This is a genomic window from Anaerolineales bacterium, from assembly GCA_015075625.1.
Classification (GTDB): Bacteria; Chloroflexota; Anaerolineae; order Aggregatilineales; family UBA2796; genus UBA2796.
Window position 1 is genome coordinate 1,726,741 of sequence record JABTTZ010000001.1, and the last position, 23,705, is coordinate 1,750,445.

At 60.6% G+C, this 23,705-nt stretch carries 18 protein-coding genes; 6 read left to right on the plus strand and 12 right to left on the minus strand.

Features of this window, described 5'->3' with window-relative positions; genetic code table 11:
* Nucleotides 1-983: 983 nt before the first annotated feature.
* Nucleotides 984-3,494, plus strand: coding sequence for a DUF4397 domain-containing protein (locus tag HS103_07150; GenBank protein MBE7512575.1), 2,511 nt, complete (start codon nt 984-986; stop codon nt 3,492-3,494).
* Nucleotides 3,495-3,651: 157 nt separating this feature from the next.
* On the opposite strand, the gene HS103_07155 is transcribed toward HS103_07150, so the two are convergent.
* The 6 genes from HS103_07155 to HS103_07180 form a co-directional block, all read right to left on the minus strand.
* Nucleotides 3,652-4,005, minus strand: a complete 354-nt coding sequence (locus HS103_07155; protein MBE7512576.1) for a hypothetical protein — start codon at nt 4,003-4,005, stop codon at nt 3,652-3,654.
* A 2-nt stretch (nt 4,006-4,007) separates the two neighbouring features.
* On the minus strand, nt 4,008-5,360 hold the full coding sequence (locus tag HS103_07160; protein ID MBE7512577.1) for a hypothetical protein: 1,353 nt from the start codon (nt 5,358-5,360) through the stop codon (nt 4,008-4,010).
* Nucleotides 5,344-5,700 carry a hypothetical protein gene (locus tag HS103_07165; protein MBE7512578.1) on the minus strand — a complete coding sequence of 119 codons (357 nt, stop codon included), beginning with the start codon at nt 5,698-5,700 and terminating at the stop codon, nt 5,344-5,346. Before HS103_07165 ends, HS103_07160 begins: the two co-directional genes overlap by 17 nt.
* Before the next feature lie 27 nt (nt 5,701-5,727).
* Nucleotides 5,728-6,000, minus strand: coding sequence for a hypothetical protein (locus HS103_07170; GenBank protein ID MBE7512579.1), 273 nt, complete (start codon nt 5,998-6,000; stop codon nt 5,728-5,730).
* Nucleotides 5,997-6,209, minus strand: coding sequence for a hypothetical protein (locus tag HS103_07175; GenBank protein MBE7512580.1), 213 nt, complete (start codon nt 6,207-6,209; stop codon nt 5,997-5,999). The genes HS103_07170 and HS103_07175 overlap by 4 nt, the downstream gene beginning before the upstream one ends.
* 428 nt (nt 6,210-6,637) lie before the next feature.
* On the minus strand, nt 6,638-9,262 hold the full coding sequence (locus HS103_07180) for a winged helix-turn-helix domain-containing protein (protein ID MBE7512581.1): 2,625 nt from the start codon (nt 9,260-9,262) through the stop codon (nt 6,638-6,640).
* Nucleotides 9,263-9,855: 593 nt separating this feature from the next.
* On the opposite strand from HS103_07180, the gene HS103_07185 reads away from it, so the two are divergent.
* The 3 genes from HS103_07185 (at nt 9,856) to HS103_07195 (ending at nt 15,885) form a co-directional block, all read left to right on the plus strand.
* Nucleotides 9,856-11,571, plus strand: a complete 1,716-nt coding sequence (locus HS103_07185) for a glycosyltransferase family 39 protein (GenBank protein ID MBE7512582.1) — start codon at nt 9,856-9,858, stop codon at nt 11,569-11,571.
* Nucleotides 11,572-11,938: 367 nt separating this feature from the next.
* Nucleotides 11,939-14,623: an alanine--tRNA ligase gene (gene alaS, locus HS103_07190; GenBank protein ID MBE7512583.1), complete on the plus strand. Its 2,685-nt coding sequence runs from the start codon at nt 11,939-11,941 to the stop codon at nt 14,621-14,623.
* A gap of 326 nt (nt 14,624-14,949) precedes the next feature.
* On the plus strand, nt 14,950-15,885 hold the full coding sequence (locus tag HS103_07195; GenBank protein ID MBE7512584.1) for a hypothetical protein: 936 nt from the start codon (nt 14,950-14,952) through the stop codon (nt 15,883-15,885).
* A gap of 121 nt (nt 15,886-16,006) precedes the next feature.
* On the opposite strand, the gene HS103_07200 is transcribed toward HS103_07195, so the two are convergent.
* Nucleotides 16,007-17,095, minus strand: a complete 1,089-nt coding sequence (locus HS103_07200) for a molybdopterin-dependent oxidoreductase (protein MBE7512585.1) — start codon at nt 17,093-17,095, stop codon at nt 16,007-16,009.
* A gap of 211 nt (nt 17,096-17,306) precedes the next feature.
* Here HS103_07200 and HS103_07205 point away from each other — a divergent pair, with 211 nt between their 5' ends.
* Together HS103_07205 and HS103_07210 are read left to right on the plus strand one after the other, a co-directional pair.
* A complete protein-coding gene (locus HS103_07205) occupies nt 17,307-18,023 on the plus strand; it encodes a 4'-phosphopantetheinyl transferase superfamily protein (protein MBE7512586.1) in 717 nt (238 codons plus the stop codon).
* The gene (locus tag HS103_07210) at nt 18,020-18,910 is read left to right on the plus strand and encodes a DMT family transporter (GenBank protein ID MBE7512587.1); all 891 of its coding nucleotides are present in this window, start codon (nt 18,020-18,022) and stop codon (nt 18,908-18,910) included. Before HS103_07205 ends, HS103_07210 begins: the two co-directional genes overlap by 4 nt.
* 16 nt (nt 18,911-18,926) lie before the next feature.
* Here HS103_07210 and HS103_07215 read toward each other — a convergent pair whose 3' ends face one another.
* The 5 genes from HS103_07215 to HS103_07235 all read right to left on the minus strand — a co-directional run bounded on the left by HS103_07215 (nt 18,927) and on the right by HS103_07235 (nt 23,322).
* The gene (locus HS103_07215) at nt 18,927-19,886 is read right to left on the minus strand and encodes a methionyl-tRNA formyltransferase (protein ID MBE7512588.1); all 960 of its coding nucleotides are present in this window, start codon (nt 19,884-19,886) and stop codon (nt 18,927-18,929) included.
* A 7-nt stretch (nt 19,887-19,893) separates the two neighbouring features.
* Entirely contained in the window at nt 19,894-20,112 is a 219-nt protein-coding gene (locus HS103_07220) for a hypothetical protein (protein ID MBE7512589.1), read from the minus strand.
* On the minus strand, nt 20,109-21,116 hold the full coding sequence (locus HS103_07225; GenBank protein MBE7512590.1) for an MBL fold metallo-hydrolase: 1,008 nt from the start codon (nt 21,114-21,116) through the stop codon (nt 20,109-20,111). Before HS103_07225 ends, HS103_07220 begins: the two co-directional genes overlap by 4 nt.
* 170 nt (nt 21,117-21,286) lie before the next feature.
* Nucleotides 21,287-22,018 (minus strand): metallophosphoesterase family protein, encoded by a 732-nt coding sequence (locus tag HS103_07230; protein MBE7512591.1) that lies wholly within the window; start codon nt 22,016-22,018, stop codon nt 21,287-21,289.
* Between the two features lie 536 nt (nt 22,019-22,554).
* Nucleotides 22,555-23,322 (minus strand): cyclase family protein, encoded by a 768-nt coding sequence (locus HS103_07235; protein ID MBE7512592.1) that lies wholly within the window; start codon nt 23,320-23,322, stop codon nt 22,555-22,557.
* Between the last annotated feature and the right edge of the window lie 383 nt (nt 23,323-23,705).

Below are 23,705 nucleotides of genomic sequence, written 5' to 3' on the forward strand. Positions count from 1 at the left end.
CGTAGGGGTGGTTTATTCCTAGCGCGGGTGTTTTAACCCCGCGCCGTAAGGCTGCTGTCTTTCCAAGCCCCGTAGGGGTGGTTTATTCCTAGCGCGGGTGTTTTAACCCCGCGCCATTTCGCGCGTTTGCGCCCGCCGCTAAAGCAGCGGGCTATTGACCGCCGCCCGTTGGGGCTTGAAAGCAAGAGGGTACAGCGGGCGATCTGTCTTTCCAAGCCCCGTAGGTGGTGGTTATTCTAGCGCGGGTGTTTTAACCCCGCGCCGTAAGGCTGCTGTTTTCCAAGCCCCGTAGGGGTGGTTTATTCCTAGCGCGGGCGTTTTAACCCCGCACCATTTCGCGCGTTTGCGCCCGCCGCTAAAGCAGCGGGCTAAGGCTGACCGCCCCGTTGGGGCTTGAAAGCAAGAGGATACAGCAGGCGATCTGTCTTTCCAAGCCCCGTAGGGGTGGTTTATTCTAGCGCGGGTGTTTTAACCCCGCGCCGTAAACGCTGCTGTCTTTCCAAGGAGGTGGTTTATTCCTAGCGCGGGCGGTTTAACCCCGCGCCGTAAGGCTGCTGTCTTTCCAAGCCCCGTAGGGGTGGTTTATTCCTAGCGCGGGTGTTTTAACCCCGCGCCGTAGGGCGATCTGTCTTTCCAAGCCCCGTAGGGGTGGTTATTCCTAGCGCGGGTGTTTTAACCCCGCGCCGTAGGGCTGCTGTCTTTCCAAGCCCCGTAGGGGTGGTTATTCCTAGCGCGGGCGTTTTAACCCCGCGCCGTAGGGCGATCTGTCTTTCCAAGCCCCGTAGGGGTGGTTATTCCTAGCGCGGGCGTTTTAACCCCGCGCCATTCCCCCCTGTGTTTCTCATCCGCGATTACCCGATCACCCATGAAGTTTGTATAATTGAGGGTATCTTGTACATTTGCTTGTGGACAACCGTACATCAAAATAACTCATGTGCGCTGTGTTAGGTTAGGTTTCTATCCTGTGAAAGGATGCTGTTTCCATGAAAATTCGTTCTCTCTTTGTTTTCTTACTCACGGTGGCTGTCGCGTTGGGGGTTCTTACCATCCCCGCCGCGCAGCCGGTCTTGGCGCAAGGCTCAACGGGCTACCTGCGCTTCACGCACGGCGTGGCAGGCGGTCCGGCGGTTGATATTTACATTGGGGCGGGGGAACAACCCGCCGTAGCAAACTTAGAATTCGGCAGCGCCTCACAAATTTTTGCCTTTCCCTCAGGGACATACACAGTTGCGATCCGTCCGGCGGGCGATAAGACGCAGAACAACATTCTTCGTCTGAATGTCGCCGTGCCGTTGGCGGGGCTTGCCGAGACGGTCATTATGGGCGAGGTGGGCGGCACGGGCGCACGGGCGCTCCGCTTGGGCTACTTCCGCCTGAACATGCGCGACCTCAACGGGCAGGCGCGGGTCTATGTGATCCACGCCGCGCCGAATGCCTCGCGGGTGGATGCCCTTGCTGGCGCAGATGTCCTGACAACCCTTTCCTACGGGCAGTTTGATGGTCCCTTTGATGTCGATGCGGGCAGCTATAACCTTGCCGTTGCTGCACCGGGCAACCCCGACGCAAAACTGATCGAACTGAACGATACGGCGCTCGCTGGTGGGACGCTCTATTCGGTGATTGCGCTTGGCACGCCCGGCGCGTTGGTGGGGCAGATCAACGCGGCGATCCCGCTTGGCAGCGAACCGCCCGCCGTTGGGCAAACCAGCTTCCTGCGCGTGACGCACGCCGCAACCGGCGCCCCGAATGTTGATGTTTATCTGAACGGGGCAACCACTCCCGCCATTCCCGATTTGGCATATGGCGCGTCCACCGACTTTATCGAACTGCCGACGGGCGAATACACCGTCCAGATTCGGGCGGCGGGTGAGCCAGCACGGACAGCGCCGCTTTATGAAACGCTTGTCTTTCTTGAGGGCGGCGCCTCTGTCGAAGCCGTTGCGCTTGGCGTCGTCGGCGGCGACCCCGCCTTTGATGTGCTGTTCTATGATATAGACCGCACGGGGACGGCGGGCAAGGCGCGGCTCTACGTGATCCATGCGGCGGCGAAGGCAGGCGCGGTGGATCTCTATGTGAACGGGAAATCGGTTGGGACGGGCGTCACCTTTAGCGAAATCACCCCGCCGCTCAGCGCCGATGCCGGATTGATCAATGTGGCGGCGACGGCAGCCGGCAAGCGCAGTCCGGTGATCGTCCGTTTGGTGCAGGCGGAGATCGCGGCAGATACGATTTACACGGCAATCGCCGTCGATGGGCAAGATGCGCCCATCCTTGCCAGCAGCGGGGCAATCTCTGACGCAGTGGCGGGCAAGACGGGGCAAATCCGCATCACGCATGCTTCGCCGGGTGCGCCCAATGTTGATATTTACCTTGATGGCTCGCCAACGGCAGCGGTCACTGACCTCGCCTTCAAGGGATCGACGGACTGGATCACCCTTCCGGCGAAGGACTTCACCGTAGCGATCCGTCCGGCAGGGGCGGCGGCGGTTAATCTGCCCGTCTTTACCAAGACGATCAGCGTTCCGGCGGATGGCGCGGTAGAGGTGGTGGCGCTTGGCTCACTGGGCGGCGACCCCGCTTTTGATGTTCAAACCTACACCACGAATGTTGGTCCAACGGGCGGCAAGGTGCGTCTGTACGTTGTCCATGCGGCGACGGAGGCGGGCGCGGTTGACCTCCGTGTGAACGGCAAGGTGATTGCTAAGGATGTCACCTTTGGGGCGTGGACGGAAACACCCATCGAGGTTGAGGCGGGCTTTGTCAATGTTGCCCTGACGCCCGCTGGCAAGGCGTCGCCCGTCTTGAAACGGCTGACGCAAGGCGAGGTGGTCGCCAACACGACCCTGACGCTCGTCTTTGTGAAGGGGCAGGACGCACCGCTGATCCTCAGCACCGAACAGCCCGCCCAAGTGCGCCTGACGAACGCTTCGCAGGGGGCGCCGGATATTGATGTTTATGTAGACGATGCCTTGATCTTCGGCGGAGTCCCCGTTGGGGCGTCCACCGACCTCGCCCTCTTAGGCACGGGCGAACGTAAAGTCACCATCTGGGCGGCGGGCGCGGCGGAAACGGCGGGCGTTGACCCGCTCTTGGAGACAACCATCGCTATCCCACCCGGGGCAAACCTTGATCTGGTGGCGTTTGGGCGCTTAGGTGGCGAACCCGTCTTTGGGCTTGGCGTGTTCCCCTTCGACACCAGCAATCCGGGCAAAGACAAGGCGCGTGTCTATGTGATCCATGCGGCGGCGGGCGCTGGCGCGGTGGATATTCGGCTGAACGGCAAGGTGGTGGTGGAAGGCTTGGAATTCGGCAAGGCGAGTAGTGCGCTGAGCGTTCCGGCGGGCATCCAGAACATCGCTGCTACCCCTGCCGGCAAGGGCGCACCCGTCTTGGTGCGTCTGACCCAGTTTGAATTTGCTGGCGAGACGATCTATGTGGCTGTGGCGCTCGATGATGAGGACGCCCCTGCCCTGTCCATCGTCAACGCCGACTAACCGTTCATCGTCGGGCTGAGCCTGAGCGGGCGCGTGGGAGACGCCCGCTCAGCAAGCGAAAACGCCCCGTTCTTGTAGAGAGCGGGGCGTTTTTTTGATCGACATGCGGGGAGCGGACGCCGCAAAGGGCGTCCCGACAAGGGGAACATGAAAACCCCTAACCACCGCGCAGCAGACGCCGCACATCTGCCCACCGCGCATTGATCGCCTCTGGCGAGAGCGCCCGCAGATCGTCGGCGCTCAGCGGCGTTTCGCTTGCCGGATGCGTCGGAGAGGGCGCGGACGGACGTTTCGCCCCGCTTGCCCCGCCGCTCTGGGTGATCTCGCTGATCGCCTTGCGCAAGCGCTGCGCGTCCGCTGTCAATTCCGCCTCGGTTGCCCCTTGCAGACGGTCTGCCAGTGTCTCGCTCAGGTGGTGGCGAAGCGCCACCCGCAGCCGCAGCGCGTCAAGGATGGCGCTGCTGTCCTCCTTTGGCTCATCGTTCAAAACTGGACTGGAGTCCTCTGGCATGGTCAGCCTCCTACGTCTCTGCTCATCGTTTCCATCGTGCCGAACTGCCCCACAGGGACGCCGCTTTCCCCGCTCATGCGGGTGGTTTCCATGCGCCAATCGCGCCCGCGTTCTCGTGCCGCCGTCTCGCGGCTGATGATGCCCATCGCCCGTTCGCGTTCCAGCGCCTCCAGCATCTCCAAGTCGCCCACCGGAAGCGGATCGCGCCAGTGGAGGATCACATCGAGCGGCGTCCGCCCGTCGTAGCGCCCGGACAGCATGAGCATCGTCCGGCTGAGCGCGGCGATGCCGGGTTCGTAGTTACGGCGCAGTTCCTCCGCCCGCGCAAGCTGATCGAGGTAGAGCGCCCGAATGCCGAGGTTGGTCACGTAACGCATCTCGGAAAGCGACCCCTCGTGTTGGATCACGCGGCGCTCTGCCATGAACGAGCGCGTGCAGAAGTTCAGAAAGTTCATGCTGCTGGCGAGGTCGGTTTTCATCTCAAGGTTAAATACCTGCGCATCCCGCGCCGGAATCGTCCAGAAGTGATCGATACCCGTCCCCGTCACCTCCCCCGCCGTGAAACCGATGCCAATCGTGCGCGGGGCGGCGTGAAAGCGCAGAATCCGGCTGATGTCGCTGGCGACGCTGTTCACCCGTTCGTTCAGCGCCAAATTGCCCGCCTCGCCCACGCCATAGTAGCGATCCGGGTAGGGATCGTGCGCCCAATCGACTAGGGGCGGCAGCGGGTATGCCCACGCCGTCTCGTTCGCCAAAGTCCACGCGCCTGGGGTGAGCGCCGGAATCCGCGCCGCCTCGCGCCGAAAATCACGGATCAGCCAGCGCCCCGCCTCGCCCTGCCGGACGACATCCTGACGGTAATCGACGCCGCCCGCGCTGTAGTTGATCTCGTACCACAGGACATGCTCGGCGTCGTCCGCCCGCCAATAGGTCGTCACCAACGAGGGATTCAGGGCGATCAGGCGCGGGAAGGGGCTGCCCATCGCTGGTGGAATCACACGGGCGACAATATGCCCATCAAGCGCCCCGAAGCGGGCGAATTTTGTCATGAGCCGCGCCCCGCCCGCCGCCTTCCACGCCCGCCGCAGCCAGAGTTCATCGGCGCTCTCTCGCAGGGGGTCAAGGTCAAGGGCAGGAAAATCGGGGGCGACAAAGGCGCAGAGCCGATCTACCGCCTGTTTCAAGAGGTTGATCGCCGTGTTATCGTCCGCCTCGCCCGGACGGGGCGGGAACGAGCGCCGAAAACGCCCCTCATAAGCAGCCCAGGCAGCGGCGTGCGCATGGCGACGGGCGCTCCGCTCTGCCTCGCCCGCCTCGCGGTAGCGCTCCGGCGCGTACTCAGTTGCCGCTGGCATGGTTGAGCGCCTCTCGGGTCTCGCGTTCCTCACGGCGCAGCGTTTCAAGGATCACGCGCTGCCCTTCTAAGAGGGCGGCGGCGTGCTGAAGCATCGTCCGCTGTTCGTGAAGAAGCGCCACCTGCTGCCCGGCAATCGCTTTCAACTCAATGAGCGTATCGCGCATCACGGCGAAAATCTCCGTCCGTTCCGCCTCCAGCCGCGCCCGCTGCGGGATGTAGTATTCGGCAAACCAGGGCCACAGCTTGCGCCAGGCGAACACGCCAACGCCCAAGACAAGGATCACGCCAACGCTCAATTGGGCGGGGTCAAGCCGCGCCAGCCACGCATCAAAGGACATATCGCCACCTTCCTTTATCTGCCGCCGTCATGCCGCACCCCCTAACCCCCGCACCCCTGTAGGGACGCCCCCTAGGGCGTCCGTCCGCACCCGACGTAAAAACGTCGGGCTATGAGTAACCACCCCTTCGGGGCTTGGAAGGCAAAGGCGCATCCTGTCTTCTGTTTTAAGCCCCAACGGGGCGATCACGCTTAGCGCGGGTGTTTTAACCCCGCGCCCCCCCTTGGGGCGTCCGGTTGCGCCCGCCGCACCCACAAAAAAGCGCCCGACACAACCACCGCCCCGTTCAGGGATGGTCATGCCGAGCGCCTCAGACCCGGCGCGGGGGTGGGTGGGTGCAGGGAGGCAGCACGCCACATCAACCCCTCAAGCGCACGAGTTAGTTTAGCACAAAAGTTCGGTTGTGTCAAGGGCGAGGGGGAGTGCATCAGGAAGGCTTCGAGATGCGTATATTGCAGTACCCTCGCTGGTTGGGCTGCAACCAGCCTTCTTAGAAGAAGGGCGGGCATCGTTTGTTTACCCCTTGATTACCACCGCCTAGCCCATCGGCGAGTATATCATGATACGTGGGGCGTCAACAATTAAGGGGTCAATCTCTTTGAAAAATGCTGTAGGCATCCAAAGGTGGTATGGTATGCCCTACGTGCCGATCTTGTGTTTCAGTACCCTCAACGGGCTGGATGTGGTTGCAACCGCCCCTCATTCAAACGCCTCACGGGGTGCAAAATGACCTTTGGGATCATTTTCGTTCAAATTTGGGCGTTCCTCGATAGCGATCATCATACACCCTATTCCAAAAATGTTAAGCAATTTGTCCCGATTTTCGAAAGTCGATCCCTGTCAAAAGACCCAAAACGGTCAACACAGCCTCGGTTGGTCTCTTTTGAGGGTTTCCCTTCTTGGCAGATGTTCCTTTTTCTAACTGCGGACACGCCTTTCACAGCCCCGCATCCGCCTGCAGCGCCGCCATATCGCCCACGCCCGCCGCTGCTCGCAAGGATTCCCACAACCGCTGCTGCACCGCCCGCACGCCATCTTCAGCACAGATGGAGAGCGCAATCTGGGCGTCGCGCAGGGCTGCCTCTGCGTAGGGCATTTCGCCCGTCAGATGGTAGATCCCGGCGTTTGCCAATGCCAGCGTGTAGCGGGCGTGGTACAAGCCATAGGTATATCCCAAGAGGCGTTTTGCCTGATGCGCTCCCTCCTGAAAGGCAGCCAACGCTTCCTCCCCGCGCCCCAACCGCGCCACGATGATCCCGTACAGTACGGCGGTGACATGATCGTTGCCATAGATCGCCGCCGCCCGCGCCGCGCTCGCCGCCTCTAACGCCTCATCGAAAGCGCCCGCCCACAGGAACGCCTTTGCCAGATAGCCCCCCTTGTAACTTTGCTCGCGGCGCAGCCCTAAGCGTTCGGCAATCGCCCGCGATTCGCGCAGAAGGTCTATGGCACGGGGATAATCCCCCACCGCCGCATAGACCTCGCCCAGATCGCCCCAGTTCATCCCCATGCCGATCACCGGCTCAAAGCCGTCATCCTGAAAATCGGGGGGCATGGCGCGGTAGAGGCTGAGGGCGGCTTCAAAGCGGCGGATTGCCTCGTCATACTGCCCGCGTAAATAGGCAACCCACCCTAACCCGCTGTGCGTTTTCCCTTGCGCTACCGCATCATTGAGCGCCTCGGCAAGCGTCAGCGATTCACCCAAATAGTGACGCGCTTGGCGGAACAACCCCAGATCGTAATACGCCCAACCGAGGCTGTTGAGGGCTTTTTCCTCATCGCGGGGTGATCCCTGTTGGCGGGCGCGTTCGCCAGCATCCTCGTAACAGGCAATAGCATCCCGCGTTCGCCCCATGCGGCGGTAGACCTTTCCCAAGCGCAGCGTCAAAAAGCGCCCCAACGCTGGGTCTAGGTCGCCCCCATGAGGGCGGAGCGCCTCATACATCTCGCGCAGGTCGCTATCCCGTCCGCGCAAGGAATAACCGCTGTCAATCTCAGCCAAAAGCGCGGCGGCTGCCGCATTGCTGCCGGCGCTAAGGTAATGGTCAAAGGCAGCCCGCGCCCGTTCCTCCGAATCATCGCCGTGAATGTGGGCATATTCGGCAGCGCGGGCGTGCAACGTCCGGCGGGTGAAGGCGGCGGGGGCGTCGCTGGCTGCCCCCTGTGGAAGCTGTTCATAGAGGAAGGCACGATCCAGCGGGTGCAGGCTGAACAGCCGCTCTTGGTAATTCAAAAAATAACTGCGCACCAGTCGATTCAACGACTGATGGATGATTTTGGGGTCAAGGAAGGGGGCGAGCAGGTACTCAAAGGCGGCTTTCGGGGCGGGGCGATTCAAGACCGCCGCCGCCGCCAAAACCTGACCAAGCTCCGGGGCGTGGTCAATCAGCGCTCGGATTGCCCCCTCTACCAACAGGGACGCCATCTCCCCGCGCAAGAAGGAGTCATCGGATAGCACATCGCTCACCGTCAGCAGCGAATCTTCCAACAACAGCCCAACAAGGGCGACGAGGGCGCGGGGATAGCCTTGCGCCAAGCCCGCTAAGCGCTCCAGCACATCGGGATGGGCATCGCGAACGCCCGCCGCCCCATCGGGATCGGCACGGCGCAGCAGTTCGACGGACTCGGCGGGGGGCAAGCCTTCCTCAAGGGCAATGACGCGCTCCCAAGCCTTCACTGTGCGCGGCAGCGCCAATGGGTAGCGGCTGGTGATCACCACCTGGAGAGAACTGCCCTGTTCGAGGACAATCTCAAAAAAAATGGCTAAATCGGGATCGTGAAACTCGCCTGTCGCTGAATGTTGGTAGGATTCAAGGTTATCGAGGTAGAGCAGGTAGGGTTTCCCCTCAAGCGAATCGAGGAATACCGTCACCCGCTGCGCCGCCGAGAGCGAATCGGTGAGCGCCGCATCGAGGGCGGCACGCGCCGTTGGGGAGATGATCAGGCGAAAGTCGTCTATGATGCGCTGGAGGGTGATCCCCGTCCCCGTCGGCGTGAGGACGACCACTCCGGCGATTTCTGCCGACTCCCGTTCAAGATCGCCCAAGACCTTGCAGACAAGCGCCGTCTTGCCCACCCCCGCCCGCCCATACAGGCTGATCAACCGCGCCCCTTCGTGGATCACAGTGCGCAGGTGGCGCTGTGCTTCCGCCCGTCCCACATAGCGCTCGCCCACCGCTTGGGGGAGGGCGTTCACCCATAGGATGCGCGGCGGGGGCTGTGCCGCTTCGGTAGATGGTTCGGGCGGGGGGGCGGCACTTAGCGGGAGTTCAAGGCGATAGCCAATGCCCATCTCGGTGCAGAGGTATTCGGGGTTTGCCGGGTCGTCCTCAATCTTACGGCGCAGGCGGCGCACATAGGTGTGAACGTACTCGCTCTCATCGCCGTACATATCGCCCCAGACGTGCTGCAAAAGCGTCCGATGGCTGAGGACTTGTCCGTGATGTTTCAGAAAGACGGCAAGCAGCGCCCACTCCGTTTTCGTCAGGCGGATTGGCACGCCGTTCCGCGTGAGGCGATAGGCGGCGAGATCAATTTCAAGTGTTCCGTGCAGTGTCCTCACATTGCAGTACCCTCACTGGTTGGACTGTACCAGACCTCTTACAAGATGTACGGGCAGCGGTAGTCTCTACCCCTTGCTTCCCACAGCCTATCGTAATCCACAAGTATAGTGTGATGACTCGGTTTGTCAACCGCTAGAGAGCAATCTTCTTGGAACATGCTCGGCGTTAGGCGGTTGCCCCGCCGGGCGGGGAGGACGCGGGGCTAAAGCCCACGCGCTAAGGCTGATCACCCCGTTGGGGCTTGAATATGGGACGCCTTTCAAGCCCTGTGGGGTGGTTACTTTCAGCCCGTCCCCTTTAGGGGCGGGCGGATCATAGACGGACGCCCCCTGGGGCGTCCCTACGGGGGGCTAGGGGGCGCGGGGTTCTTTTAGACATGTTCCTATCGGACGACTATTGCAGTACCGTCACTGGTTGGTCTGCAACCAGCCTTCTTACAAGAAGGGCGGGCGTCGTTCGTTTACCCCATGATCACCACTGCCTGCCCCATTGGTAATTATATCGTGATACGTGGGGCGTCAACCATTAAGGGGTCAATCTCCTTGAAAAATACTGTAGGCTATTTCGGAAAGACCTTCTACAATCCCCAACCATGATAGACATCCTCCCCTGGCTGCTCACGCTTGTCACCCTCCTCTCGCTCTATCCCTGTGCGCGTCTTGCCGTGCCGGAGGGCGATCTGATCCTCGTCGGCTGTACGGCGCTGGCGCTGGCGGCGGGCGCACTCTCCCTGACGATGCTTTGGTGTGGGCTGCTTGGGCTTCCCCTCGATTGGCGCATCCCTGCCGCTGTGGTCATTGGTGGCGGGGCGTGCGGGTGGCTTGTTTTAGGGCGGGCGATGCCCCTCTCCCTCCGAATGCCCCATCGAGAACGATCTGCGTTTCCTATCGCCGTGTGGCTCAGCGGGAGCATTATCGGCGGGATGGTCGTCCTCATCCTGTTCAACGCCGCTTATGGCGTCTTTGCTATTGATGATGCGATTGCTATCTATGGCTGGCAAGGCAAACAGATTTACCTGAGCGGAACCCTCCCCGTAGGGATGCTTTACGAAACGTACCCGATGCTGCTGCCGCTGCTCTATGCCTTCACGCATAGCGCGGCGGGGTGGGTGAACGAAGGGCTGGCGCTTTTCGTCTCGGCGCTGCTCAGCGTGGGGAGCATTGGCGCGGCGTATTGCTTGGGAAGGGCGCTCTATGGCGGCGGGACGGGGAGGCTGGCGGCGCTGCTCTGCGCCCTAACGCCAATGGTCACCCATTGGGCATCGGCGGGCTATGCCGACCTGCCCACAGGGTTTTTCTATGGGATGAGCGCCGTTTACCTCTATCGTTTGGCGGATCGGGCTGCTCCCCATCCCCTCTCCGCTGCCCTCGCGGGGATTATGGCTGGCTTGGCGGCGTGGACGAAAAACAGCGGTCTGTTGATTCTGCCCGGAATCGGGCTGTGGCTGATTTCTCTGTGGTGGGGGGGAGGAATCCCCTTTCGGCGGGTGCTGATCTATGGGGCGCTCTGTGCGGCGGGGGTGGCTGCCACCGCTGCCCCCTGGTATCTGCGCAGCTTGAGCATGGCGGGGGTCATCATCCCCCCGACGGGCTGGACGTGGCTGGCACAGCGGACGCTGACGACGCTTTTCCCCTACCTTGCCGATCCACGCTACGGGGTGATTGGGATCATCTTTAGCGCGGGAATTATCCTGACGGCGATCAGCGCGATTGCAGGCATCGCCCGACGGCGGCGAGATGCGGCAGGGGCGCTGCTGCTGGCGCTTTACCTACCCTTTTTCGCCGCGTGGTGGTGGCTTGTCTCTTACGATGGACGCTTTTTGTTGGCGCTCACGCCGCTGGTGGCGGTCATGGCGGGGCGGGTGGTGCGCCGTGTTCTGGATGGCATTGCCCCGCTGTTCGGCGCGAGAGAACGGCTAGGTGGGCTGTTCGCCGCTGTGGTGATGATCGTCCTTGCTTTGCCGGCGGCATGGAACGCCGTTGATTTTAAAGACGCCCTCATCGCTGATCCGCTCATGGGGCTTGGGCGGAAGTATGAGACTCGGCTTGGGGCGCGTTATGCGGCTGCGCTCTACTTGCGGGCGCATTTCGCCGGAACACAGGTCTGGACGACGGATGGCTTGCTCCCTTACCACGCCGAGGGCGTCCGGGTGACGGTGGGCAACCCCCCCCAAGCCGGGCAGTTGGCAGGCTATGCGGCGCTCGTCCTCATGCCCAACGAATCGCCTCCATCCTGGCTGCCGCTCTCTGAGCCGCTTTTTGAACGGGCGGGCTATCGCATCTACCTTCTGCCCCCCTCACCCTCGTAGGGTCGCCGCGTGCGCCGGATCGCCCGCCCCTAAAGGGGACGGGCTAAGAGTAACCACCCCTACGGGGCTTGAAAGGCGTCCCATATCATGGTGTATTCAAGCCCCAACGGGATGATCCGTAGGGGCGCCCGTCTTGCCAGAAGAACCCCGCACCCCCTACCCCCTCTCCCACGCAAGCGAGGAGAGGGGGAAAATTCATTCCCTTTCTCCGTTTACATGGGTTGCTATAGTAGGGGCGCCCCCTGGGGCGTCCGCACTCCCCCTACAGTATTTGCCGCTCCCCCTTTATAATGAAGGCTATTTCTTGGAATCTTTTCCGACCACAGCAGCACATAACACACCTAACCACCAGCGAGGAACGCCCCACATGAAAAAAATGACCAGCGCAGAGATCAGGCAGTCGTTCTTGGAGTTTTTCGAGGAAATGGGGCATAAGCCCGTCGCCTCGTCCTCCCTTGTGCCGGGGAACGACCCGACGCTGCTCTTTGCCAATTCGGGTATGGTGCAGTTTAAGGATGTCTTTTTGGGGGTGGATAAACGCCCTTATTCGCGGGCGGCGACAGCACAGAAGTGTATGCGCGTCTCCGGCAAGCACAACGACCTTGAAAACGTCGGACCCTCACCCCGCCACCACACCTTTTTCGAGATGTTGGGCAACTTCAGCTTTGGCGATTACTTTAAGCGCGATGCCTGCCGCTTTGCCTATGACCTCTTGACGAAGGTCTACGGCTTGCCGCCAGAGCGCCTGTTTTTCACCATCCACACCAGCGATGACGAGGCATTCCGCATCTGGACGGAGGAAGTCGGCGTCCCCCAAGAGCGCGTTCACCGCCTGGGCGATAAATCAAACTTCTGGCAGATGGGCGAGACCGGTCCGTGTGGTCCGTGTTCGGAAATCTTCTGGGACTGGGAGCCGCACAAGCCCACCGATCACGACACGATTGCCCGCGAACACGTTGAGGACAGCGGGCGTCTGATTGAGATTTGGAACCTCGTCTTTATGCAGTACAACCAAAAAGCGGACGGCTCACGCGAGCCGCTCCCTAAACCGAGTGTCGATACAGGGATGGGCTTAGAGCGCATCACGAATGTGATGCAGAACACAGGGACGAACTACGAAACCGATTTGTTCGCCCCGATTGTGGCGCGGATTCAGGCGCTGAACGGGGCAAGCGATGGGCAGCGCAAGGCGGATTCGATCCCCTACCATGTCATTGCCGATCACATTCGGGCGGCAGCTTTCCTGATTGCCGATGGCGTCTTGCCCGGACCGAAAGATCGCGGCTCGGTGTGCCGGATGGTCATTCGGCGGGCGGCGCGTTACGGGCGGAAGATCGGCTTCACCGCGCCCTTCCTTGCCGAAGTTGCCGAGACGGTGATCGAGATCATGGGCGGGCATTATAAAGAACTTCATGAAAAGCGCGAGGCGATCCGTAAGGCGATCACCCAAGAGGAAGTGCGCTTTTCCCGCACCCTGGAGGCGGGCTTGGCAAAACTCGATGAGATGTTGGAGAAACTCCCCACAGGCGGGACGCTCTCCGGGGCAGACGCCTTCTTCCTGAAGGGATCGCTTGGCTTGCCCTTTGAAGTCACCCGCGATATTGCCAAAGAGAAGGGCTATGCCCTAGACGAGGCGGCGTTCCTTGCCGAAGAAACGAAGCACAGCCTTGCCAGCGGCGGCGGGCAGGCGATGGGCGCCTTTGATGAAACGCAGGTGTATTCCACCCTGTTGAGGGGGTTGCAGGAACTTGGCGCGTTGGGCGCCGATGGCGTCACCTACGATCCCTATGGAGACTTGGAACGGAACGTTCACATTCTAGCGATCCTCCGTGAGGGGCAGCCAGTGGAATCAGCAGCGGTGGGGGATCGGGTGGAAGTTGTCCTCGGCAAGACGCCCTTTTATGTCGAAGCGGGCGGGCAGGTCAGCGATACGGGCGTGATTCGTGGCGAGGGGTGGGCGATTGACGTAGAGGATATGAAACGTCCCGTTGGGGGGATGATCATCCACTATGGCGAGGTGGTCGAAGGGCAGCCGCGCATCGGCGTTTCCGGCGTGGCGCGGGTGGATGCCGCACGGCGGATGGACATTATGCGCAACCACACGGCGACCCATCTGCTCCATGCCCAACTGCGAGCGGTGTTGGGGGCGCATGTCCAGCAGAAAGGGTCGCTGGTTGCCCCCGAACGGCTGCGTTTTGACTTCAGCCACGATGCGCCAATCACCCCCGAACAGATGGCGACGATCACGGCGGCGATCAACGAAGCGATCATGGCGAACCTTCCGGTGGTGGTTGCCGAAAAAGACCTTGCCACCGCACGAGACGAAGGGGCGATGGCGCTCTTTGGCGAAAAATATGGCGAGCGCGTCCGCACGGTGACCATCCAGAAAAACGGCGGGCGCTACAGCTACGAATTGTGCGGTGGGACACACCTTCCGGCAACGGCGGTGATCGGGACATTTGTGATTGCCGCCGAGGGTGGCGTAGCGCAAGGCGTCCGGCGCATTGAGGCGCTCACCGGACATGCGGCGCAGGGGTACATCAGCCGCCAGTTGGGGACGCTGCGCGGCATTGCGGCAGCGCTGAACACCGCCCCCGATCAGGTTGGCGAACGCCTGACCGCCTTGCAGCAGGAGATTGCCGGCGCACGGGCAGAAAATCTGAAACTACAGCGGGCGCTGGCACGGGCGGCATTTGAAGCGCTGCGGAGCAAGACCGAACGCCTGAACGGAGTGAATGTCCTCGTGGCACAGGTGGAAGCCACCCCACCGGAGATGCTGCGCGAGATGACCGATTGGTTTCGGGATGCCCTGAAATCGGGCGTCGTCGTTTTAGGGACGGTGAATGAGGGGAAACCCTCCCTTGTCGCCGCCGTGACTGGCGATCTGGCGAAGCGCGTTGGGGCGGGCGATGTGATCAAGAAGATCGCGCCGATTGTCGGCGGCGGCGGCGGTGGTAAGCCCACCATGGCGCAAGCGGGCGGCAAAGACGCGGCAAAACTTAGCGAGGCGCTCAACGTGGCAAAGGTGTTCATCGGGGAAAAGGTGGGCTAAGCGCCCCTACAGGGGGCGGGCGGGATGGCGGGTTAGACTGTCAACACACCCTATGTATCGCCACAAACGTCCTTTGGGGTGAAGACGATAGAACAACCGGTGCCACGATGTCTTTCAAGCCCCGAAGGGGTGGCGGCTTTCAGCCCGCTGCTTTAGCGGCGGGATCATGCGCCAGGCAGCCTGTTCATTGTGGTTGTACTTAGCCCCCTCAGCCTGCCAGAGGAGGGGGAAACACCCCCCAACGGCATCTGGCGGGTGCTTATTCGGCGCATCTCAGGCTATACTCGGCAGGTTTTACGGTTACGCTGCCAACGGAGTCCGCCTCTATGACCGATACCGCTGATGTGACGCGGATTCTTTCCGACACACAAGCACCGACGCCCTCTGTCAGCGGAACAGCCCCCACCCCGCGCCCTTCTATCGTATTCGCGTTACGCCTTGTTTGGATTCTGAGCGTTACCGTGCTGTTCACCCATCATGTCGCGTTGGTGCTGCCTAACGCCTTTGTGGAATGGGCGACAACGAGCTGCTCGCTGTCTGCCTCCAATGGGATCATCCCCCGTCCCGCCTGTGCTTATGGCTTGGTTCTCTATCAATTTTTACTCCCCCTGATCGGGTCTGTCTTAGGGACGATCTTCTTTTGGCGACGCCCGACGGATCGTGTCCGTGCCTTAGCCGCCTTTTCCGCCTTGCTGCATGTTTTTTCTGCCCCTAGCGCGAATCTGCTGTTGATGAATCATCCAGAGATCACCCCACTCCCCACGCTGATTTTCAATCTAACGGTTGTTATTTACTCCACAATGGGGTGGGTGTTTCCCTCTGGGCGGTTTGTCCCTCGGTGGGGGATGTTCATCAGCATGGCAGCGGCGGCGTGGGCAACCTTAGCGCTCGTATTTCCCGCCTTGTCGCCTTTTCAAACCCTTGCCAACGGCGGCTATACGCGCAGTATTTTTTTCCTATCCATCTTTGCCGTGCCAGTTATTGCCGCACAGGTCTACCGCTACCGCGCCGTCTCCACCCCCACCGAACGCCAGCAAACAAAATGGGTGGTGGTCGGCGTTGTCTTAGGGGCAGCCATCCACGGGGGGACGTTCCTTCTCTCCCATTTGCAACAAAAGCCGGAAAGTCCGCTCATTATCAACCCCAATCTTCCGCCAGCAACGGTGAGGGTTTTAGAGCGCGTCTTGGCGAAAGAACCCAAAGACCGTTACCCAACAGCCAGCGCCTTTGTCCGCGCCTTGCAGTGGGCGTTGGCGCTTTAAGGCGTCTCCGAACAGGACGGCGTGAAGGGGGTAGTAGGGACGCATTGTATGCGTCCGTTTTTGCGCCCCCCATCCCCCGCCCCCTTCGCCGTACACAGGGGCGGGGGATAAGGGACTAGCTTCAGCCCACTTTGATCAAGACGTTATGAATGGCATCCGTGCCTTCGGGGAAGGGTTTCCCAAACAAGCCGCTCTCCAGCCGCGTTTGGCTGTAGCCTGTGGCGTCGGTGGCGCGGATGGCAACCTCATACAGTCCGGGCGCGGGCGGCGACCAATCATAAAGCCACCATGTCCAAATTTTCCCCGACGGCGGGCGAATCAAGCGGGTGGGCGTCCATAGCGACTCCCCCTGATCCCTCGCGCTGATCCGCACTTCTACGGCGGTGATCACCCGCCCGCCGCCAAAGGCATAGCCTTCCAAGCGGATTGGGGCGGTGAAGGGGAGGACGGTTTTTTCCGGCTGGCGGATTGCCGAGTTCGTTTTCACCGTCGCCACATTCGACCACCCCCGATCCTCTTGCTCCCAATAGCCCAAACGGTCTTGGTCGGTCAGCGTGATGCGCGTGATCCATTTGGGCTGCTTCTGCCCATACACAGCCGGGATCAGCAGCCGCAGGGGGTAGCCGTGCGCGGGCGTCAGCGGCGCTCCCCCCGCACCATAAACAAGCCATGTGTCGGGATCGGTCAGGCGGCTGAGCGGGACGGCGGTGGTATAGCCATCTGCCGCTTCAAACAGGGCGTGCGTCGCCCCATCTTGAATCCCCGCCCGCGCCAAAAGCGGCGCAAGGGGCGTCCCCTCCCATTCAACGTTTCCGATCAGCCCCCCGCCAATCGGGTTGCTGATGCATTGCAGGGTACGTTCTTCTTTTTGAGAGGGGAGAGCGCGAATCTCCCCTTCGCTCAGGGTGAGCGGACTCTTCACCAAGCCATCAATGGTCAAGCGCCATGCCGCCGTATCAAAGGTTGGCTGCCCGCGAAAGGACATGATGTAGAGCCGCTCAATGGTGGTGAGCGGCACGCGGGCGGGGACGGGCGGGAGCGTCGCCGGAATCGCCGTGAGGGTCGGGGGAACGGACGGGGAGGACGGCAATTCGTTGGGGGAGCGCGTTGTATACAGGGTTGGCACAGCCCGCCCCCCCGGACGGCAGCCCGCCACCGCCACCACCAGACCGATCAGGAATTTTCGCCGTGAGAGCCGTTCATTGGGCATACTATCCGCCGCTGAACTCAGCTTACACCTTAACCTGAAATGATTCTACAGCATTTTTCAACGAGATTGACCCCTCAGCGGTTGACAGACCTGTTTATCACGATAGACTTACCGATGGGCAGGCGGTGGTGATCAAGGGTAAACGAACGACGCCCGTCCTTCTTGTAAGAGGGCTGGTTGCAACCCAACCAGTGAGGGTACTGAATGAAACATGACGCCTATGCTCTCCTCATCCTCCCTTCATCTTTGGCGCGGACGGCTGGACTCCGTTGCGCCGGAGCGCGTTTCTTTTTTGCTCAGCGGGGACGAAAGTGAACGGGCAAAACGCTACCTTTCGCCCCTTGTTCGGCGGCGGTTTATTGTGGCGCGGGGGCTGCTGCGGATCGTCTTAGGGCGTCTGCTTGACCTCCCGCCTGATCGACTCACCTTTCAGTATGGCGCGGATGGAAAACCCGCCCTTGCCGGAAAGCCCGCCGCCAGCGGACTTCAGTTTAATCTCGCCCATTCGGATGATTCCCTCTTAATCGGGATCACCCATAGGCGGGCAATTGGCGTTGATATCGAACAGATTCGCCCGCTGGACGATCTGAAGGGCATGGCGGGGCATTACTTTAGCCCGGGCGAACATCGGGCGCTCTTAGCCCTGCCCGATTATGCCCGTCAGGATGCTTTTTTCACCTGTTGGGCGCGGAAAGAGGCTTACATCAAGGCGCGGGGAGAGGGGATGAAGATTTCGCTGCGCAGCTTTGAGGTCACGGTGACACCCGGCGGTGCGCCGCGCCTTCTCCGTGCCGAGGGGGACGACCCAACGCGCTGGACGTTCTACGACGCCGCCCCAGAGAGCGGCTATGCGGGGGCGGCTGCCGTCCATGCCCTGATCAGCGAGATCGAAAGTCCGCTCTGGCACGATATTGAGATCGCCTCATGACGCCGCAAACGGTGCGTGGGGCACTCTATGGCATTGGCGCGGCGGCAATCTGGGGCGGCTTGTATGTCGTTGCCGATGAACTGCTGAAGGTCTTTCCCCCCTTCATCTTGCTGACGATTCGCCTGATCATGAGCGGGATGGTCATGCTCGCTCTGCTGATCCTCACGCGGACGCCGCTTCCCAAACGACGCGCCGATTGGGGGGCGCTGCTTGCGGTGGGATTTCTCGGTTATGGCATCAGCGTGGGGGCGCAGATGCTTGGGACAGCGCGATCTACGGCGATCAACGGGGCGGTGATCACCAGCGCCGCGCCCGCCTTCATCGTCCTCTTTGCGGCGCTGTTCCTTGCCGAGCCGCTGACGATACGGCGGATTATCGCCCTGATCACGGCGTCGGTAGGGGTCTTGATCGTCCTCAACCCGCAGGCATTTCAACTCCGTTCAGAGGCGTTCGTGGGCGATCTGGCGCTGGTCTTTGCCGCCGTCACTTGGGGGGCATATTCTGTCCTTGTGCGGCGTCTCTCCACACAGCACCCCACCCTGAGCGTGACCCTGTTCGGGATGGTCGCCGGCTTGGGCATTGCCATTCCGCTGGGGCTAACCGAACTGAGCGGCTGGACACCCCCCCCACTCACCCTAGAGATTCTAGTTGGCTTGTTTTATGTGGGGATCATTAGTATGGCGGGCGCGGCGTGGCTGTGGAATCGCGCCTTTGCCCTTGTGCCAGCGGCGACGGCATCGTTGTTCTTCTTTGCCCAACCACTGGTCGGGGCGCTTCTGAGCATGATCATCCTCCGCCAAGCGCTGACGACGACCCTTCAAGTGGGCGGGGCGCTGATTGTGGCGGGGGTGTTTGTGGCGCTGACGGAAAAGGCGCGGGCGGTTTAACCTGCCCCGCCCCACGTCACCGTCCTAACAGCGCCCCCAAAAAATCCCGCCGCCCGTTGAGAAAATCGCTCACGGAAAGCGCCGGACGCCCCGCCACCTGCACCCGCTGCGGGATGTACACCCCCGCCCCCGTCCCAATGGCAGCCACCCCATCACGGAAAATGACCTGTCCGGGCGGGGCATCCCCCGCCAGCGTTGGCGGCGCTGATGGTGTTGAGGGCGTCAGCGCGGGCAGAATCTTGAGGTACTCCCCATTCCAAAAGGTGAATGTGCCGGGGAAGGGGTGGTACGCCCGCACCTGACGGTCAATCGCCTCGGCGGGCTGTGTCCAATCGATGCGCCCATCCTCTTTTTTCAGCATGGGGGCGTAGGTGCTGCCCGTCTCTGCCTGTGGCGTTGGGGTGATCGCTCCGGCAAGGTACGCCAAAAGCGTTTCAATGAGCATCGCCCCGCCAAGCGTCGCCATCTTGTCGTGAAGGGTATCGCCTGTTTCCGTCGCCGTGATCGGGATTGCCGCTGAGCGAAGTATTGCCCCGGTATCCAGACCGGCATCCATCGTCATCATCGTGATCCCCGTTTCGGCGTCGCCAGCGCGGATTGCCGCTTGGATGGGGGCTGCCCCCCGCCAACGAGGGAGCAGCGAAGCATGAATATTCACACAACCATAGGGCGGAAGATCAAGGATATTCTGCCGCAAGATATGCCCAAAGGCGGCAACGACGATCAGATCGGGGGCGAAGGCGGCAAGCGATTCAAAGACGCCCGGCGCACGGAGTTTTTCCGGCTGCAAGACAGGCAAAGACGCCGCCAACGCCGCTTGTTTCACGGGTGATTGTTGAAGTTTATTGCCCCGTCCGGCGGGGCGGTCTGGCTGCGTGACAACAGCCGCAACAGCAAACTGTGGCGATGCGATCAACGCATGGAGGGGCGGGACAGCAAAGTCTGGCGTTCCCATGAACACAATTCGGTAGGGCATGAGGGGCTTAGCCCTTCTTTCCCGCCGAGGGCGGGCTGCGGCGCGAATAGATGATCATGGTGATCAAAATTAAGAACGCGGCGATCAACAGCGTGGCAATGAAGGTCGTCACATCGTCCCACCGAAAGACACGGCTGAGGATGATCCCGATGATCCCGCCCACCACCGTGACGGCGGTCAGCAGGCGGCGAAGGGCGGGGGATAAGGGTTGATTCAGGGGGGTCATAGGATAGCCCGATAGGTAATTGCGCCGTCGTCCGTCACCGCTTGGATGCGTCCGGCATCTTCCAGCAGGTCAAGGTGTCCCAACGTCTCTGAAAGGGTGAGGAACATCTGCGCATCGGTGATCTTGGGAAAGAGCCGCCGCGACAAGGCATAAAGGGTTTGTCCGTCCGCCTCAGCCAGAAAGCCATAGAGAATGGCTGCCCGCTGGTCGTGAAAGGCAAGCCGCCTCGCCACCAATCCGGCAATGTCGGTGATCGGCTCGCCATGTCCGGCATAGGCAATCTGGAGGGGGAGCGCGGCAATGCGCCGCAGTTCGCGGAGGTAATCGGGAAGGCGGCGCGGACGGGGAGCATCCGCCGTCGCGGGCGCTTCAAGGACGGGGTTAGAACTGACCTCCCCCAATAGGTGATCGGAGGACAGCAGCACAGCCCCTTCGGGGTCATAAAAACAGAGCAAATCGCCCGCATGTCCGGGCGTGTGGTAGGTCTGCCAGCGGCGTCCAGCAATGTGGACAGAAGCGCCCTCGTCAAGCGTGCCAGCCAGCGGCGCGGCGTCCTTTTGCCCGCGAATCGCCTGCCAAAAACTGCCCATGATCGCCAGCGCCTCAGCGGGGACGCCATGCGCCCGAAAAAGGCGCTCAATGTACGCCTGCTCCCTCCAAAGTGATTCATCGGGGCGTTCCAACCAGGGGACACAGAGGGGGTGCGCCCAAACCGCCGCGCCCTCGGCGGCAATCTGCGGGGCAAGCCCTAGATGGTCGGCGTGGTGGTGGGTGATGATCAAGCGCTTTATGTCGGCAAGGCGGTAGCCAAGCGCGGCTAAACCGCCTTCCAAGGCGGTAAGACTTTGCCTTCCGCGCACCCCACAGTCAATGAGCGTGAGCGGGTCGCCTTCGGCAAGGAATACATTGACCGCCCCAATGCGATAGGGGGTGGGCAAGGCAATCTGATGGAGTCCGGGAATCACCGTTGCGGTGACGGCGTGAGCAGTCGTTTCGTGAATCACGTTGGGTCCACTACAAGATAAATGAGTTTCAGCACCCTCAACGGGCTGGATGTGGTTGCAGCGCGTTCACGGTGTCTACTGCCGTCTGCAAGATCTCGCGTTTCAGTACCCTCAACGGGGCTGGACGTAGTTGCAACGTAGGGACGCCCCTTGGGGCGTCCGCGCCCTCCTTACCAGCCATGCTCCAAACGGGCGATCAGGCGCTCTGGCATATCCGCCTTGCGCATTTTGTCTTGGGTCACTTTGATCGGGTACGGGACGCGGCGATACTCAAAAACGTTCGTCTCTACCTCAAGGACACCATAGGCGGAGTCAGGGTTGGAATCACGCGGCTGCCCCACACTGCCCGGATTCACGATCAAGCGGTGACCATTCAACGGCGAGGGTTGGCGGTAGGTTGGGCTAACGGCGTCCGTATCGCCTTTATCGGAGAGCAGCTTGTACATCACCGGTGTGTGCGTATGCCCAACGAGGCAGTAGGGCGTCTCGAAATGGGGGAAATTTAGGGCGGCGATGAGCGGATCCAGGATGTATTCCCAAACGGGTTCGCGGGGGCTGCCGTGCGCCAAGGTGTACTGTCCTAAAACAAAGGTGGTGGGGAGCGCATCCAGATAGGCAATGTTTTCCGGCTTCATCGTCTCTTGCGTCCAGGTCACCGCTTTGCGGGCATCGGCGTTGAAGGTGCGAATATCCAGCCGCCCTAGCGCCGCCCAGTCATGATTTCCGGCAAGGCACAGGTGCGGCAGTGTCCGTAAGAGTTCACAGCATTCGTTAGGATCGGGACCGTAACCAACAACATCCCCCAAGCACCAAACGTAATCCCATGCGCCTTTGGCGTCTTTGAGGACGGTCTCAAACGCGGCGAGGTTTGCGTGAATGTCAGAAATAATCAAGACGCGCATCGGCAATTCATCCTGCAATGGGTGGGAGTATGATCATGTTCCTCATAATAGCACGGTTTCCCTTCAACGGCGAAACGAACTCTTAACGATTTGGCTTAGGAAATAGATATTATCCAATAGTGATAGTGATAGACGTTACGCCGTTGCCCTCATCCCCCTACCCCCCTTCTCCCAGTGGGAGAAGAGGGAATCCATTTTTTGAGGGGCTTCCCCCTCAAACTTCCCCTTTCGATGAATACAGGGTAAACACGTTCAACTGCGTAAGTTCTAAGTGATTCAACTGAACGAAATGGCGCATTGAACGTTCTCCACCCCAGACGCATAGATACCTATTGGTCACAAGGTGGAGTTTCTGCGCCATAAGGCTAATTATCTCACCTTACGCACAGACCCTCACCCCCCTAACCCCTCTCCCGCCACGCGGGAGAGGGGGAATGCACTTTTTTGAGGGGGCTTCCCCCTCAAACTGCCCCTTTCGACGAATACGGGGTGAACAAACCCAACTGCGTAAGGTGAGTAATTATCTTAAAATTAGATCAATCCTGTAAGATTGCCACGACTCGCGCTGGGCCTGCGCTGCCGCCTGTAATCCGCAGCGGGAAGCAGGAAACCTTAAAGCCAAATGGTGGCAGCTCAGAGAGGTTCATCAGTCGCTCGATCTGGGCATAAGGGAGATCGACCTGATGAGCCGCCCAGAACACGCCGGGCGTCGGCACGCCGCCCGCCATCGCTTTCTGGGCTTGCACATTCAGCGGCATATCCCAACCCCAAGCGTCAATCCCCATCACCCGAACGCCCTGCTCAAACAGCCAGCGTGTTGCCTCTGCGGAAACGCCACAGCCGTGAAATAGATAATCTGGGCGTCCATAGAAGGCATCTGCACCGCAGCGAATTAGCACGATATCGAGCGGCTTAAGCGTGTAGCCAATGCGCTTCAGCGCGGACTGTGCATCTTCAACGGTCATCACATCCGCATCCTGTTTATGGCTCATGTCAAGCAGTACGCCATCCTGAAAGAACCACTCTAGCGGAAGCTGATCGATAGTTTGCGCAGGCTGCCCCTGACACTTGCTGTTATAGTGCCAGGGGGCGTCAATATGGGTGCTGTCGTGCGTGCCAAAGCGGGTGAACGTCTCGGCTGCCCAACCTTCGCTTTCACGAAAGACAATCGGTGGTATACCGAGAATCGCCTCTGCCTGTGCTGCACCCTCGGCGTGAGTAGAATAAGTTATATCAGTGCAGAGAAAGGGTGGCGTCGTATCTGGGCTTTGGGAGATCGGCGCGGATAAATCAACAAGACGCATCGTTATATCCTTCATTCAGCAGACATTAATGGAGTTACGCACTTGCCCTCATCCCCTACCCCTTCTCCCTTAGGGAGAAGGGGAAAAAAGGTTTTGAGGGGCTTCCCCCTCAATCCACCCTTTCGATGAATACGAGGTAACAGGTTCAACTGCGTAAGTCCTATTAGGGATAAGAAATCGAGCCAGGATCAAGGATAGCACTTCGAGTTCGCTTTGTTTCAATCCTGCTGTGGCCAACACAAAAAGTTATAGGGGGGGGTGTTTTTCAGCTTTGTATAGGTTAGCCGGTCTCTATTCTATCTCATCCTGAAGAGGTTTTCTTAGGAGATTATCAAAATTTGGCTAAAGGAGGACTGTATTGTAGGGTCAGGGGATGATTTTCA